General features: G+C 70.0%; 14 protein-coding genes. 8 read left to right on the top strand and 6 right to left on the bottom strand.

Features of this window, described 5'->3' with window-relative positions; all coding sequences use genetic code 11:
* The first annotated feature begins 94 nt into the window (after positions 1–94).
* Positions 95–1,321: a pyridoxal phosphate-dependent aminotransferase gene (locus MT347_RS14805; RefSeq protein WP_243502046.1), complete on the top strand. Its 1,227-nt coding sequence runs from the start codon at positions 95–97 to the stop codon at positions 1,319–1,321.
* Between the two features lie 721 nt (positions 1,322–2,042).
* Here the strand turns inward: MT347_RS14805 and MT347_RS14800 are convergent.
* Positions 2,043–2,489 (bottom strand): Rv3235 family protein, encoded by a 447-nt coding sequence (locus MT347_RS14800; RefSeq protein ID WP_243502045.1) that lies wholly within the window; start codon positions 2,487–2,489, stop codon positions 2,043–2,045.
* A gap of 621 nt (positions 2,490–3,110) precedes the next feature.
* Here MT347_RS14800 and MT347_RS14795 point away from each other — a divergent pair.
* Positions 3,111–4,607: a sensor histidine kinase gene (locus MT347_RS14795; protein ID WP_243502044.1), complete on the top strand. Its 1,497-nt coding sequence runs from the start codon at positions 3,111–3,113 to the stop codon at positions 4,605–4,607.
* Positions 4,608–5,128: 521 nt separating this feature from the next.
* Here the strand turns inward: MT347_RS14795 and MT347_RS14790 are convergent.
* Positions 5,129–5,377, bottom strand: coding sequence for a WhiB family transcriptional regulator (locus MT347_RS14790; protein ID WP_013583608.1), 249 nt, complete (start codon positions 5,375–5,377; stop codon positions 5,129–5,131).
* Between the two features lie 211 nt (positions 5,378–5,588).
* Between MT347_RS14790 and MT347_RS14785 the strand changes: the two genes are divergently transcribed.
* Positions 5,589–5,969, top strand: a complete 381-nt coding sequence (locus MT347_RS14785) for a histidine kinase (protein WP_243502043.1) — start codon at positions 5,589–5,591, stop codon at positions 5,967–5,969.
* Between the two features lie 8 nt (positions 5,970–5,977).
* On the opposite strand, the gene MT347_RS14780 is transcribed toward MT347_RS14785, so the two are convergent.
* From MT347_RS14780 to aroA, 4 genes are read right to left on the bottom strand one after another with little or no spacing between them, the layout of a single operon-like run.
* The gene (locus MT347_RS14780) at positions 5,978–6,241 is read right to left on the bottom strand and encodes a hypothetical protein (protein WP_243502042.1); all 264 of its coding nucleotides are present in this window, start codon (positions 6,239–6,241) and stop codon (positions 5,978–5,980) included.
* A gap of 46 nt (positions 6,242–6,287) precedes the next feature.
* Entirely contained in the window at positions 6,288–6,761 is a 474-nt protein-coding gene (bcp, locus tag MT347_RS14775) for a thioredoxin-dependent thiol peroxidase (protein ID WP_243502041.1), read from the bottom strand.
* On the bottom strand, positions 6,758–7,819 hold the full coding sequence (gene rsgA / locus MT347_RS14770; protein ID WP_243502040.1) for a ribosome small subunit-dependent GTPase A: 1,062 nt from the start codon (positions 7,817–7,819) through the stop codon (positions 6,758–6,760). The genes bcp and rsgA overlap by 4 nt, the downstream gene beginning before the upstream one ends.
* A gap of 20 nt (positions 7,820–7,839) precedes the next feature.
* Positions 7,840–9,180, bottom strand: a complete 1,341-nt coding sequence (aroA, locus tag MT347_RS14765) for a 3-phosphoshikimate 1-carboxyvinyltransferase (RefSeq protein WP_243502039.1) — start codon at positions 9,178–9,180, stop codon at positions 7,840–7,842.
* Between the two features lie 112 nt (positions 9,181–9,292).
* Between aroA and MT347_RS14760 the strand changes: the two genes are divergently transcribed.
* Genes MT347_RS14760 through MT347_RS14740 form a run of 5 tightly spaced genes read left to right on the top strand, consistent with a single transcriptional unit; the run spans position 9,293 to position 15,339 of the window.
* Positions 9,293–9,895 carry a sigma-70 family RNA polymerase sigma factor gene (locus MT347_RS14760; RefSeq protein ID WP_228375920.1) on the top strand — a complete coding sequence of 201 codons (603 nt, stop codon included), beginning with the start codon at positions 9,293–9,295 and terminating at the stop codon, positions 9,893–9,895.
* A complete protein-coding gene (locus MT347_RS14755) occupies positions 9,892–10,134 on the top strand; it encodes a zf-HC2 domain-containing protein (protein WP_144828759.1) in 243 nt (80 codons plus the stop codon). The genes MT347_RS14760 and MT347_RS14755 overlap by 4 nt, the downstream gene beginning before the upstream one ends.
* A 52-nt stretch (positions 10,135–10,186) precedes the next feature.
* Complete coding sequence (locus MT347_RS14750; RefSeq protein WP_243502038.1) at positions 10,187–11,491, top strand: GNAT family N-acetyltransferase; 1,305 nt, start codon at positions 10,187–10,189, stop codon at positions 11,489–11,491.
* Between the two features lie 36 nt (positions 11,492–11,527).
* Complete coding sequence (locus MT347_RS14745; RefSeq protein WP_243502037.1) at positions 11,528–14,041, top strand: bifunctional lysylphosphatidylglycerol flippase/synthetase MprF; 2,514 nt, start codon at positions 11,528–11,530, stop codon at positions 14,039–14,041.
* Positions 14,038–15,339, top strand: coding sequence for an esterase family protein (locus MT347_RS14740; RefSeq protein ID WP_243502036.1), 1,302 nt, complete (start codon positions 14,038–14,040; stop codon positions 15,337–15,339). The genes MT347_RS14745 and MT347_RS14740 overlap by 4 nt, the downstream gene beginning before the upstream one ends.
* The last annotated feature ends 205 nt before the right edge of the window (positions 15,340–15,544 follow it).

Here is a 15,544-nt window from a genome sequence, read left to right as displayed (position 1 = left end):
GATCACCGGGGCACGGCATCCGTCGTCCGTGGTGACCCACGCGTGGTCCACTCGGTGTCGATTGGCCCGCAGGGGCCGGGGATATCCTGAACCGATGAGCCCGCTACGCCCTCTCGATCAGTCGTCGAAGTTGAAAGACGTCCTCTACGAGATCCGGGGGGAGGCCCTGGTCGAGGCCGACCGACTCGAGGCCGAGGGGCACTCGATCCTCAAGCTGAACACCGGTAACCCCGCGATCTTCGGGTTCGAGGCGCCGCATCAGATCGTGCGCGACATGATCGCCTCGGTGCCGAACGCGCATGGGTACAGCGACAGCCGCGGCATCCTCTCGGCTCGCCGCGCCGTGGTCTCGAGGTACGAGCAGGAGCCCGGCTTCCCCCACCTCGATCCCGACCACGTGTTCCTCGGCAACGGGGTGTCCGAACTCATCACGATGACGATGCAGGCGCTCCTCGACGAGGGCGACGAGGTGCTCATCCCCGCACCCGATTACCCCTTGTGGACGGCCATGACGAGCCTCGGCGGCGGTACGCCGGTGCATTACCTGTGCGACGAATCGCGCGAGTGGCAGCCCGACCTGGATGACATCCGATCGAAGGTCACGCCCCGCACCAAGGCGATCGTCGTGATCAACCCCAACAACCCCACGGGCGCGGTCTACTCGCGTGAGGTTCTCGAGGGGATCGCCACGATCGCCCGCGAGAACTCGCTTCTGATCCTGGCCGACGAGATCTACGACCGCATCCTGTTCGACGACGCGGTGCACATCCCGATGGCGACGATCGCGCCCGACCTGCTGTGCTTGACCTACAACGGCCTGTCCAAGACGTATCGCGTCGCGGGCTACCGATCGGGGTGGCTCGCTATCACCGGTCCGAAGGACCACGCGCAGGGGTTCCTGCACGGTATCAACCTGCTGGCATCCACGCGTCTGTGCCCCAACGTGCCCGCGCAGTTCGCGGTGCAGGCGGCGCTGTCGGGCGTTCAGTCGATCGACGCTCTCATCGCCCCGTCCGGCCGTCTGCACGAGCAGAGGGATGCCGCGTGGCAGGGCCTCGAAGCCATCCCGGGCGTGTCGTGCGTGCTGCCGCGCGGTGCGCTCTATGCCTTCCCTCGTTTCGACCCCGAGGTGTACGAGATCCCCGACGACGGCCAATTCGTGCGCGACTTCCTGCTCGCCGAGCACGTGCTGCTCGTGCAGGGCTCGGGGTTCAACTGGCCGGCGACCGATCACGTGCGCATCGTGACGTTGCCCGAGGCGCGCGTCATCTCGGATGCCATCGAGCGACTGGGCAACTTCTTGGCGTCCTGGAGGCCGTGAACGCGAGACTGCTCGGCCCCCGAACCCGACGCGACGGGTGCGGACCCGAGGGTGAGTCCGCACCCGTCGCGTGAGAGCGATCTCACCCTGCTCTCTTTTCTGCCGGGCTTCATCCCTCGCCGCATCACGGCGATGACGTGCGTCCGTGATCACGGTCCACGTCGCGAACGAGAGAATCGGAATGACCGATACCGGCCCGATCCATGCGGGTGCGTCGTCGCGGCCGAGATAAAGGGCGCTCCCGGTAACGAACCAGACGAGCGAGGCGAGGCAAACGGAGAGCCTGACGGGCGTATACAAGATCGACAGCCTTGTTCTGAGCGAACTCCGATAGTCGTCGATCATCTGCAGGAACCACCCGAGTACGTGCCGAACCAGGGCAGGAAGATCGGTTGGATGGCGAAGACGATCGTCGCGTGCATCTCCAGGCATTGCTTCGGTCGAGAATTCTGCGCCACACCGGCTGCATACACGGCAGAGCCAGCGGCAGCACGGCACGCGGCCGTGCCGACGGCCGCGCCAGGGGGGCCAGCGAGCGACCCACCAGCGGCGCCCGCTGCACCCGGTGCGCGCCCCCGATGTCGGGTGCAAGCCGCGCTCGTCGCCCTGCCCCTCGCGGGGCCACGGCTTCTCTCGCCTCGGTCGCGGGGAGGCGTGACACCTCCGTCCCGCCGTCTTCGACGTCGCGCGAGGGTGCCCGCCGGCGCGGCGAGCCTGGTGCTCACAGCAGGCCCAGCGACGTGACTCGCCAGCGACCGTCGAGCCCCTCGAGGCGGAGGGCGACGGCCCGGGTGCGCAGACGCGTCGACGCGGTGACGGTAGCCTCCACGACGTGATCGGCGGGGGAGGAGAGGTGCACGCTCTGAATGATGTGCGTTGCCCGCGGCGCGGGCATCCCACGGGCGCTGCGCGCGCGGGCGGCCAAGCCGGCTCGGATGACGACTGTGCGGTAGACGTCTTCCGACAGCCACCGCGCGAGTTGGTCGACCTCGCGAACTCCGGCGAGGACCTCGAGAACCCCGCGCACGATGTTCAGTGTGAAGGTCTCGGCCGACGGAAGCTCATGCGCCGAGGTCTTCTGCCGACCGAAGAACTCTTCCGACCGCGCCGCGGCGGCGATAGAGCGTCGCGTCGGCGTCGAGGTGGTGTGGGCGTTCGGCTGTGACATGGTTCCCTCCGTGGAAGTGGTGCGGACAGCGAGCCGGGGGGTGACGCCGACAGTAGGGCAGCACCGGCGCAGGGTCCGCCGCCATCGACGCGCCTGTGGAGAGATTCCCGATGGGGTGGAGGAGTCGTCACCGAGTCGGCGATCGGTCGGCCCCTGCCGCATCCGTACTCCGCTCGGGGCGCCCGCTCGACCGCGCGACACGATGCCGGCGGGGGTTGTGAGCCGCGCGATGACGGGCGTCGCGGCTGATCTGAGGAATGTTGTTCTGACGACTCCGAGGCCCCGTCGCCGAGACCTTCTCTGCCACCCGAACCGCTGGGCGATCACCGCTCGAAAACTGCCGAAGGGAGACAGACGCGCCATTTCCCGCGCCAGCACCGGGCCAGGAAATCAGCTTCCGGAGGCGCGCCCCTCACGATGTCCCCCGTTCGGGGGAGGCGACGACCTCACCCGAACGGGGTGAGAGCGCGGCGACGAGCGGAGATGTTGCCGTCGTTCACACATCCGCTTCTTCACCCTGATCAGGGGCGCGCTCCTGGAGGGTTCATCCGGTGGTTCACTCGGGTCGCTCCGACGCCTTCCTCGAGCGGCGGCGTTCACCCGCTCCTCTAGGGTGGAAGGGTGTCGACACTCAGTGAACTCGTCTTCGCCCAGGGCCGCTCCAGCGAAGCCGACGTCGAGTGGCTGCACCGCCTGGCCGGCGACGGGCAACTGCTCGCCGACCTGGCCTTCGCCGACATCGTGATCTGGGTTCCGACCCCCGACGACTCCTTCGTCGCCGTCGCGCACACGCGCCCCGGGGGAGCGGCCACCCTCTTCTACCGCGACATCGTGGGCGATCGCGTCCGACCCCAGTGGCGCACGCAGGTGCGCGAGGCGTTCCAGAGCGGACGGATCGTGGATTCGGCATCCCCTGATTGGTTCGAAGAGACGCCGACGCGCGTGCGCGCGGTGCCGATCGTGCGCGAGCTGTCGCGCGAGGGCGCCGCGGTCACCACTGTCGGCGTGCTGACCCGCCACACCAACCTCGGCGAGACGCGCACGCCATCCCGGCAGCAGATCACCTTCAACGACTGCGCCGACGACCTGTTCGGCATGATCTCGTCGGCGGAGTTCCCCGACCTCGCCGCCCCCACGGCCCCGCGGCGCGGCGCACCCCGAGCATCCGACGGCCTCATCCGCCTCGACGTCGACGGCATCACGACCTTCGCCAGCCCCAACGCGCTGTCGGCCTTCAACCGCATGGGCTTCGACGACGAGCTCGAGGGGGAGTCGCTGGCCGAAGTCACCGCGCGGATCCTCCCCGCCAAGCGTCTGGACGTCGACGAGTCCCTGCCCGTCGTCGTCAGCGGCCGGGCGCCGTGGCGCGCCGACATGGAGGCGCGGGGCGTGCAGGTGTCGCTGCGCACCATCCCGCTGCGCGACCGCGGAAATCGCATCGGCGCGATCGTGCTGAGCCGCGACGTGACCGAGATCCGCCATCAGGAGCAGGAACTCATCACGAAGGACGCGACGATCCGCGAGATCCACCACCGCGTCAAGAACAACCTGCAGACGGTCGCGTCGCTGCTGCGCATCCAGGCGCGCCGTACGCACTCGGACGAGGCGCGCGACGCCCTCACCCAGGCCATGCGCCGCGTGTCGGCGATCGCCGTGGTGCACGACACCCTGTCGGAGGGGCTCGCGCAGAACGTCGACTTCGACGACGTGTTCGCCCGCGTTCTCAAGCTCGTCGCCGAGGTGGCGGCAGCCCCCAACACCCGCGCGAGGACGCGGTCGACGGGCCAGTTCGGCACGCTGCCGAGCCAGTTCGCGACCCCTCTCGCGCTCGCCCTGACCGAGCTGGTGACCAACGCCGTCGAGCACGGTCTCGCAGGTCAGGAGGGCGACGTCGAGATCGTGGCGGAACGCACCGGCGAGATGCTCGAGGTCAGCGTCCGCGACACCGGAGTGGGCCTGCCCGAGGGGCAGGTCGGGCGCGGCCTCGGCACGCAGATCGTCCGTACCCTCATCCAGGGTGAGCTCGGCGGCACGATCGACTGGCACACGCTCATGGGCAGTGGCACCGAGGTCACGATCGAGATCCCGCTCCGCTACATCGGCGGCGCCTCGGCCTGACGCAGGGCCGCGCTCCGGCATCCGTTCTGAGTCCGGATGCCGCGCCGACGCGGCGCGCACTCCTCGCAGTTCCGCAACTTCCTCGCAGATCGCGATCTTCCGCTGCGAGGAAGGCGCGGATCTGCGAGTTATCAAGCTGCAGGGCCGAGAGGCGTCGCGAGTCGCGGCGACCCGCCGCGCGCGCCGGCGCCTGGGCGCGCATACTTTTCGCAGAGCTGCACGCACCTCGCAGCCTCGGATGCCGTTACGCGCGGGGCCGGGTCGAAATTTTCGCGCCCGCATCGTTCGGTGGCGCGTATACCCCGGATGCCGTTCCGCCAACGGGGCGCGTGAACGCGTCGGCAGGTGCGTTCCTCGCAGAACGCCGTGCACCTCGCTGATTGGGGATGCCGCCCCGCAGGGAGCGCAACAATCTGCGAGGAGCCGCGTCGAAGCGCTGGAGCGTCGACGGGCATGACGTCCCGCCCGGGAGCGCCAAGACGCCCGCCCCCGAGGGGACGGGCGTCGTGGCGGAAGCTGCGTCAGGAGGCGCGGCGGGCGCGAGCGGCGCGGCGCTTGAGCGCGCGACGCTCGTCTTCGCTCAGACCGCCCCACACGCCCGAATCCTGACCGGACTCGAGGGCGTACTGCAGGCAGACCTCGGTGACCGTGCAGCGAGCGCACACCGACTTGGCCTTCTCGATCTGATCGACCGCCGGGCCGGTATTACCGACGGGGAAGAACAGTTCGGGGTCGACGGTCAGGCAGGCTGCTTTGTCGCGCCAATCCATAGGGGTGCTCCTTGTAACAGAAATTTCGGTCGATTCGGCACCGGCTATCGGGTCCGGTACCCTGGTGGGAACGCGAGCAATTGCTCGCCCCACTTCGCTGTGGGAGCACACGGCTTGTTCCATGCTCCCATAGCGATTCCGCCTGATCAAGAGGTAACCGTTAGGTTTCCAGATCGTAACGGCGCTGCCGCGCCCCGTCGGAGGGTTTCGGATGCCGATTCGTATCGCGGCCGCCGCGTTCCTGGGCCTCGAGGCGGTGGGCATTCTGGCCCTTGCCGGCTGGCAGGTCGTCGCGCTGATCGGCGGCGATACCGATTCGGTCGTGAGCTCGATCGCATTGATCGTCCTGACGGTCATCGGCGGGGCGATCGTCGGGGCTTTCGGCTTCGCGACGGCGAGGGATGCGTCCGCGGGACGCTCGGGCGGCATTGTGACGCAGCTCCTCATCCTCTCGGTCGCGATCGGCGCGATCACGGGGGAGTGGGCGGCGCCGGCTGTCGCCGCGATGATCGCCTTGCCCGCCGTCATCGGGCTGGTGCTGCTGATCGTCGCCGTGCGCCGCGCGGCGCCCCGGCGCCGCGACGACGCCTGATTCCCGACTCACTCGGGGGATGGTCGGCCTGCGGTGTCGTCCGCGACGCCTCCGAGCACATCGGCCGAGGCTTCGGCGACACGCCGCGACCACGGCATCCCGGACGGCGAGTCGGGTGCACGACCGCCGTTGTGCGGGGTGCGGCGCGCGGCGATCTCAGGCGCCTCGACGAGCGGCGCCCAGCTCGCGAACGCGGTCGTGTCGGCGCGCATCGCGGGCCCGATGCCGACGATGATGCCCGCCCCGCGCGATGCGCGGCGCGGGGTGCCCACGATGAAGGTCGCCCGCGCGGTGTGCGGGGCCGAGGGCGGGCAGGCGTCAGACGGTGGCGAGACCGAGCGTCTTGCGCAGGCGCGCGACGTGGCCGGTGGCCTTGACGTTGTAGAGCGCCTCGACGATCTTGCCGTCTTCGTCGACGACGAAGGTGGAGCGCAGCACGCCGGTCACCGTCTTGCCGTAGTTCTGCTTCTCGCCCCACGCGCCGTATGCCTCGTGCACGGTGTGCTCGGGGTCGCTGAGCAGGGGGAAGGTGAGACCGTCGCTGTCGCGGAACGCCCGCAGCTTCTCGGGGGTGTCGCGGGAGAGACCGAGCACGGTGTACCCGGCGCCCTGCAGCGACGCGAGGCTGTCGCGGAAGTCGCACGCCTGCGTCGTGCACCCGGGGGTCTGAGCCGCGGGATAGAAGTAGAGGATCACCCGGCGGCCGCGGAAATCGCTCAGCGAGACGGGGTGCTCGTCTTGGTCGAGCAGGGTGAAGTCGGGGGCGGTGTCGCCCTTGTCGAGGTTCGTCACCCCTCCAGCCTAGAACGCTCGATCGCTTGGAACGTGGTCAGCAGACGATGCAGTGAGTCGAGGCGAGCCGCCGCTCCCGGGCCCAGGCGACCGGATGCCACCGCCTCGGCGATCGCGCAGTCCGGCGCATCGGGCAGGTGGGTGCAGCCGCGCGGGCAGTCTTCGGCGACCTCGGCGAGGTCCGTGAACGCGCCGAGCACGTGGGCGGGATTCACATGCCCGAGGCCGAACGAGCGCACACCCGGGGTGTCGATGACCCAGCCCGAGCCGGCGGGACCGCGATAGCGCAACGACACCGCCGACGACGACGTGTGGCGTCCTCGCCCGGTCACGACGTTGACGTGTCCGATGGCGCGCTCCGAGCCGGTCAGGGCGTTGACGAGGGTGGATTTCCCGACACCCGAGTGACCGACGAAGACGGTGGCGTGCCCGGCGATCGCCTGCCCGATCTCATCGAGCGGCATGGCCTCTTGCGCACTCGTGAAAACGCGCAGGTCGATACCGTCGAAGTGCGAGAGGAACTCGGTCGGATCGGCTAGGTCGGTCTTGGTCACCACGAGCAGGGGACGCATGCCGGCATCCAGGGCGGCGACGAGGTATCGATCGACGAGTCGCTCGCGGGGCTCGGGGTCGGCCGCGGCGACCACGATCAACATCTGGTCGGCGTTGGCGACGATCACCCGCTCGACCTGGTCGGTGTCGTCGGCGCTGCGACGCAGCAACGACGTACGGTCCTCGATCCCGACGATCCGACCGAGCGTGCCCTCGTCGCCCGACAGATCGCCGACCGCGCGCGCGCGGTCGCCGTTGACGATGGGTTGTTTACGCAACTCACGGGCTCGGGTGACGAGCACGCGGCGCTCATCGGGTCCGTCTTCGTCCGCGAGCACGGTGTAGCGGCCGCGGTCGACTCCCAGCACGCGGACGATCTGTGCGTCGGCGTGGGCCGGGCGGCGCTTGGTGCGGGGGCGGTTCGCCTTGGGGTTGGGCCTCGATCGGATCGACGACTCGTCGTAGGCGAGATCGTCGTCGTCGTCGGTGTCGTCGAGCCAGCTCACGCGTCAGTCCTGCTCACGCGTCAGACCGCGGCATCCGGGCCCAGCATGGCGTGCCAGAGGGCGGCGAACTGGGGGAGGGTCTTGGCCGTGGTGCCGATGTCGTCGATGTGCACGCCGGGTACGCGGAGGCCGATGAGGGCACCCGTCGTGGCCAGACGGTGGTCGTGATGGGCTTTCCACTCGCCGCCCCGCAGGGGGCGGGGAACGATGCGGATGCCGTCGGCGAGCTCGTGCGCCTCGCCACCGAGCGAACGGAGGTTGCCGACGAGGGCGGCGATGCGATCGGTCTCGTGGCCGCGGATATGGCCGATCCCGTGCAGGGTCGTGGGGCCGTCGGCGAACGCGGCCAGACCGAAGAGGGTCGGAGCCAGTTCTCCGGCGGCGGAGAGGTCGAGCTCGACACCCAGGATGCCGTCCTCACCGGCGGCGACGGTGAGAGCGCCGCCGCGGCGACTGACGCGCGCGCCCATCTCGGCGAGGATGTCGACGAGGAGGGCGCCGGGCTGGGTGCTGTGAAGGGGCCAGCCGGTGACCGTGACCGAGCCGCCCGTGACCATTGCCGCCGCGAGGAACGGCGAGGCGTTCGAGAGGTCGGGCTCGATCGCGACGTCTTTCGCCCGCACCGGACCCGCCGGCACGATCCATTCGCCCGGAGCCGGACGTTCGACATGGACCGCGCGGTGCGCGAGCGCCTCGACGGTCATGTCGATGTGCGGAATGCTGGGCAGCCGCGAACCCACGTGCCGGAGTCGCAGACCCACATCGAAGCGGGGAGCTGCCAGAAGCAGGCCCGAGACGAACTGACTCGACTGGCTGGCGTCGATCTCGACCTCGCCGCCGCGGACGTGGCCGTGCCCGCGCACGGAGAAGGGCAGCGCCCAATGACCGCCGTCGTCGATGTCGACACCCACGTCGCGTAGGGCACGGATCATCGCGCCCATGGGGCGGTGCAGCGCGCTCTCGTGGGCCGTGACGTGGACGTCGCCGCGGGCGAAGCCCGCGAGGGGGGCGACGAAGCGCATGACCGTGCCGGCCTGGCCGCAGTCGACCGTGGTGCCGCCGATGAACGAGGAGGGCGGGGTCACCAGGAGGTCGGCACCGAAGGGGGAGTCGGTGTCGATCTCGTCGATCCCCACGCCCAGCGCGCGCAGGGCGTCGATCATGCGGGCGGAGTCGTCGGAGTGCAACGGAGAGTGCAACGTGCCGGGGCCGTCGGCGATCGCCGCGAGGACGAGCTCGCGATTGGTCAACGACTTCGAGCCCGGCACGGTGACCGTGGCGTCGACGGGGCCGACGGCGACGGGCGCGTCCCACGCGCCGCGAGGAGTGGCGGCGGGAGGGGAATATCCGAGCGGAGTCATCGGTTCCTAGCCTACTGAAAGGGGACGACACGTGACCGCACTTCTCGAGCTCGACAGCCCATCGGCGAGCATCTCGGCGGCGTTCGACACGCTCGACGTAGACTGGCGCGCGATGGACGACACCGCAGAAGCGGGCTCGCAGGTCGAGCCGCGCGCACAGTTCGAAGAGCAGGCTCTGCCCTTCATGGACCAGCTCTACGCCGCGGCCATGCGGATGACGCGCAACCCCGCCGACGCAGCCGACCTCGTGCAGGAGACCTTCGTGAAGGCCTTCGGCTCGTGGGCGACGTTCACGCAGGGCACGAACCTGAAGGCGTGGCTCTACCGCATCCTGACGAACACGTACATCAATACGTACCGCAAGAAGCAGCGCGAGCCCTATCAGAGCGCCATCGACGATCTCGAGGACTGGCAGCTCGGCGGTGCCGAGTCGACCACCGCGAGCAGCGCCCGTTCGGCCGAGGCCGAAGCGATCGATCACATGCCGGCATCCGTCGTCAAGGACGCCCTGCAGTCGATCCCCGAGGATTTCCGGATGGCGGTGTACCTCGCCGACGTCGAGGGCTTCGCGTACCAGGAGATCGCCGACATCATGAAAACCCCGATCGGTACGGTCATGAGCCGTCTGCACCGCGGCCGGCGGCTGCTGCGCGACCTGCTGTCGGACTACGCCAAGGAGCGCGGCATCACGGCCGCGACGGGAGAGAAGAAATGAGCGACTGCGGCTGCGACAAGGCACGGCGCGATCTGGAGGAATACCTCCGCAACGAGGTCTGCAAGACCGAGGCGAAGGACATCCGCGAACACCTCGAGAACTGCCCCGGATGCCAGGACGAAGCCCTCGTGGCACGAACCCTGACCGATGTGGTCGCGCGGGCGTGCAAAGAGACCGCTCCCGACGAACTCCGCGACCAGGTGCTCTCGCGCCTGCGCGCCATCCAAGCGACCCACTGACACCGGCAGGCGCCGTCGGGCGCGTGTCGGAGGTGGTCCCTAGGCTGGGACCATGGCATCCATCGACACCCTGACGCTGCCCCTCGACCAGACCTCCGCCGATCAACTCGCGGCCTCAGGGCTCGAGTACGCCCGGGTGGATGCCGACGGCGACTCCTACCGTCCGTTCCAGCGGGCCGTCGTCCGCGGCTTTCTGGCGGGGGAGCCCACCGACGACGAGTCGGAGAACGCGCGCCTGACCCTCCGCACCCGCCGACTCACCGCCGTGTACGACCGCGGCGGCGTGGAACCCGAGGTGCCGGTCGGCACGGTCGATTCGTGGGCGACCGAACTCACCACCTCGCCCGGGCGGCAGACCGGGATGTGGGCCATCAGCGCCGTCGCGGTCGCGCCGACCCACCGTCGCCGGGGGATCGCGCGGGCGATGCTCGGCGGCGAACTGCGCACCGCCGCGGACGCCGGGTTCGCCCTCGCCGGGCTCACCGTCACCGAGGCCACGATCTACGGCCGGTGGGGATTCTCCCCGGCGACCTGGGCGTCCGACGTCGAGATCGACACCGGACGAGCGCGATGGACGGGCCCGGTCGGGCCGGGGCGCCTCGACTTCGTGCCCCGCGACGCCATCGCCGGGCGCATCGCCGCCGTGCACGAGCGCGTGCGTCGGCAGCGGCCAGGGGCGGTTCCGGGGTGGGACGGCCGCTGGCGTGGGGTCGCGGGCACGGCTCCCGGTGACAAAGAGGGCGACAAGGTGCGCGCCGTGGCGTACCGCGACACCGCGGGCGTCGAGCGGGGCATCGTCGTCTACACGATCGCCGATCGCAACGACTTCACGACGCACGAACTCGACGTGCGCGCGCTCTTCGCGGACTCCTCGGAGGCGTACGCGTCGCTGTGGCGTTTCGTCCTCGAGCACGACCTCGTCGCCAAGGTGACGGCGCGCCTGCAGGACCCGGTTCCGCCCGTGCAGTGGATGGTGGCCGACCGCCGCGCGGTGACCGCAACGCTCACCGACCATCAGTGGCTGCGGGTCCTCGACGTGCCCGGCGCCCTCGCCTCGCGCTCCTACAGCGCACCGTTGAGCGTCGTGATCCGGGTGACCGACCCGCTCGGATTCGCCGACGGCGCGTGGAACGTCCGTATCGACGATGAGGGGGAGGCCGTCGTCGAGCCGGTCTCTGCAGCCGACACGGTCGACGTCGAGATGACCGTCAATGCCCTGGGGTCCCTCCTCCTCGGCGGCGTACGCGTCACCGAATTGGCGACCGCCGGACTCGCATCGGGTCAGCCCCGCGTGCTGTCGGCGATCGACCGGACTTTTGCGCCCGTTATGACTCCGCTCCTCGACATCTGGTATTGACTCCGCGAGAGCGTCTTTGCTCATAGGCTTTCGCCGATGTCCGAAACAGAACCACCCGCGCCCGGCGCGCGTCCTTCGTCGCGTCTGCGCGCGGTGGGGCCGTACCTCCGTCGATATCTGGCCCGCAACCCCGTCGCCGTCAGCACGGCCGTCATCGTGCTCGCCGCCGCGGCGGCGGCCGGATCGCTGTGGAACGACCAGGGGGCCTTCGCCTGGGGAGCCGGGCCGCTGGCTACGTTCGCGAGCGGTCGGTGGTGGACGGTGCTCACCGCGCTCGTCGTGCCGGACTCGGCGGTGGATGCCGCGGCATCCGTGCTGCTGGCCCTCACGGTGCTCGCCTACAGCGAGCGACTGCTGGGATCCCGACGCACGGCGGTGCTGCTGGCGGTGACGGGACTGGCGGGGTTGCTCGTGGGAATCGGCTTCCACGCCGCGGCCTGGACGCTGACCGACCTGCGGCCCGTCGTCGCGGCCGAGGTCCCCGTGCTCGACCCGACGACCCCCATCGCCGGTGCGGTCATGGCGGCGTCGGCGTTCGCGACGACTCTGTGGCGCCGACGCCTGCGACTGGTGGGGTTCGCGCTGCTCTCCCTCTTCGCCCTCTACGCCGGCGACGCGGATTCCTGGTATCGCCTCACGGCCGCGGCGATCGGCCTCGCCGTCGGCGCCGTCCTCGCCCGAGGCCGTGAGCGCCGGTCATGGCATCGCAGCTCGACCCGTGAGATCCGGACGCTGTTGGCGCTGCTCGTGGCCCTCGTCGGCAGCGGACCGATCGTGGCGCTGATCAGCGGCGGCGGGCGAGGCCCGCTCTCGCTGGTCGTCGACGCCTATACCCAGTACGACGAGGAAGTCCTCTCCCAGTGCGCGACGGTCGCGGCATCCGTCTGCGACGAGCAGGTCGCGCTGCTGATGACCCGCGGCGCGGGCCCCGCTCTGCTGGCCATCACGCCGCTCGTCCTGCTGCTCGTCGCCGCGTGGGGCCTGCGCCAAGGCCGTCGCGCGGCGTGGGTCGTCGCGGTGTTCGTGCTCGTGGCATCCGCTGTCCTCCCCGTGGTCTCCCTCGCCGACGGTCGCCTGCGCATCGACCCGTGGGTGGACGGCAGCGGTGCGGAATACGTGTTGTGGGCGATCGCGAGCGTGGTCATCCCGCTCGCACTCGCGGCAGCACTGGTCGTCGCGCGCCGGCGATTCTCGGTGCGCGCGACGCCGAAGGCCGCGCGTAGGGTGGCGACCGTGCTCGCGCTGGCGTTCCTCGCCTGCGCCACGACGCTGTTCGTCGTCGAGGCGGTGGGCAAGCGGGCGTTCGATCGCGACATCTCCATCCTCGATCTGGTGGTGGTGACTCTGCGACGGTTCCTGCCGCCGGCGTTCACCCACCCGGGCGGGTCGACCGCTTTCCCGCACAGCGGGCCGGCGCTCTTCGCCTATCAGTGGATCGGCGTGCTGTTCTGGATCATCGTCGTGGCCTCGATCCTGTGGCTGTACCGCCGGGTGCAGCGTCCCGACGCGGGCGACGAGGGCCGCTACCGCGAGTTGCTGCGGCGGGGGAGCGACACCCTGGGGTTCCTGGGCACGTGGTCGGGTAACCGTCACTGGTACTCCGACGACCGCGAGTGCGCGGTCGCCTACCGCCTTTCGGGGGACGTCGCCCTGGCGGTCGCGGATCCTCTGGCGCCCGCCGGCCGGCGCCCCGAAGCGCTACGGGGCTTCACGGACTTCTGCGTCGAGCACGGGTGGATTCCGGCGTTCTACAGCGTGCACGCCGACACCCTCGACGATCTCGCCGACCTGGGGTGGCGGCATGTGCCGGTCGGCGTCGAGACGGTCATGGATCTGCCGGGACTGACCTTCGCCGGAAAGACCTGGCAGAAGGTGCGCCAACCCCTCACCCGCGCTGAGCGCGAGGGTTTCACCGCCGTCTGGTCGCGCTGGCACGAGCTCAGCGTGTCGCAGGCGTCACAGGTGGTCGCCATCGACGAGGAGTGGGTCGCCGATCGGGCCCTGCCCGAAATGGGCTTCACGCTCGGGTCGCTCGACGAGCTGCGCGACCGCGAGGTGCGGCTCCTGCTGGCGGTCGGGCCCGACGACCGCATCGAGGCGGTCACGAGCTGGATGCCGAGCTGGACCGACGGCGAGATCACCGGCTGGACCCTTGATTTCATGCGTCGTCGCACCGACGGGCCCAACGGCATGATGGAGTTCCTCATCGCCAAAGCAGCCCTGCACCTGCAAGAGGAAGGCGCCACGGTGCTGAGCCTGTCGGGTGCCCCCCTCGCCGACGATCCGGACGAGGCTGCAGAGGGCGATCCCGCGCCCCTGCGCGCCCTGCTGCGGTGGTTGGCGGAGGTGCTCGAACCGGCGTACGGCTTCGCCTCGCTGTTCCGGTTCAAGGGCAAATTCCGTCCGCGTTATCGTCCCCTCTCCCTGGCCTACCGCGATCCGCTGCAACTGCCCGGTATCGGCGCGGCCGTCGGACGCGCCTACCTGCCCGACGCCTCGCGGCGGGAGATGGTCGCCCTGGCGAAGACCGCCTGGGAGGGGCGCCGGTGAACAGATTCATCCTGTCGCTCGAGCTGATCGACTCCCCTTTTCTTCTCCTCAGCGTCGGCGTCGCCGTCGTCGGAATGGTGGCCGTCCTCCTGTGGCGACGGCGTCGCATCGTCCTCACGCTCGTCATCGGCGTCGGTGCCGGTGCGGTCATGTTCGTCGTCGCGAAGATCCTCGAAGCGATGGACACCTTCCAGGGGCCGCTCCCGGGGGCGGCGATCTGGTGGGGAGCGGGGGCCGTGGCGGTCGCGGCCATCGGCATCGTCGGCATCTGCCGTCGTCCGTGGGCTCGGCGTGCAGTCGGCGCGGTCACGGTGATCGCGGCGTTGCTCGCCGGGGCGCTCGGTGTCAACGCCGCCTACGGCGTCACCCATAACCTCGCGGCGATCCTGGGCGTTCAAGCCCTCGACCCGGCCTCCCTCCCGCAGCAGGATGCCGCTGCGGGCGATCCCGCGACGTTGTACCAGAGGTGGGAGCCGCCGGCGGGGATGCCGGCCCAGGGGACGGTGAGCGCGCTGACCGGGAGCGCCAAGATCCCTACCGGACAGTACGCCGCGCGCGACGCCTCGCTCTATCTCCCGCCCGCAGCGCAGGTCGCCAACCCACCTGCTCTGCCGCTGCTCGTGTTCATGATGGGCCAGCCCGGATCGCCCGATCCGACAAGTCTGGCAAAGGCACTCGACGCGTACGCGGCGCAGAACAAGGGGCTCGCTCCGATCGCGATCGTCGTCGACCAATTGACCGCTCCCGACCTGGACCCGGCGTGCGCGGACTCCACCCGGTACGGAGCGGTGTCGACCTACATCAACGAACTCGTACCGCAGTGGGCCGAGAAGAACCTCAACATCATCGCGGATCACTCGTACTGGACGATCGGGGGCTTCTCCAACGGAGGCTCGTGCGCGGCCACGTACGCGGCGAAGTACCCCGCCACGTGGGGTCAGCTCCTCGACGTGATGGGCAACGAATTCCCCGGCTCCGAGCATGTCGCCCAGACCGTGGCCGACGTGTTCGGCGGAAACGCGACCGCCTTCCAGGCCGCCAAGCCCTCGGCGCTCATGGCTGCGGCGCCCGCAGGCACCTACGCCGGTCACCTGGCGATCTTCACGTGGGGGAGCGAGGACACGACCTACGGTCCGGGGCAGAAGGCGAACGCGGCGGCGGCTGAGGCCGCAGGGTTCACCGTGCTGACGTACGTCGTCGAAGGCGCGGGGCATACCGGCGAGGCTCTCGACGCGAGCCTCGCGTACGCCATTCCCCAACTGGCACCCGTGCTGGGTCTTGCGGCTCCGGCATCCTGACACCCCGACCGAGGAACGTGCCGCTGCGTCGGCATCCTGCGAGGCGCCGAACGAGCGTGCCGATTCCCCGGCATCGTGAGAAAGATCTGACGAGCGTGCTGCTGCGTCGGCATCTGCGAAAGGTCGGAGACGCCGACGTCCCGCGAGGCTGCGAGCGACTTCTCGCTGCGCGGGCATCCCGGGTTTGCCGCAGGAAGGTCCCGTC

The organism is Microbacterium sp. VKM Ac-2923 (genome assembly GCF_022815605.1).
Classification (GTDB): Bacteria; Actinomycetota; Actinomycetes; order Actinomycetales; family Microbacteriaceae; genus Microbacterium.
The sequence above is the reverse complement of the archived record's forward strand: the minus strand, read 5'-3'. Positions and strand labels throughout refer to the sequence as shown.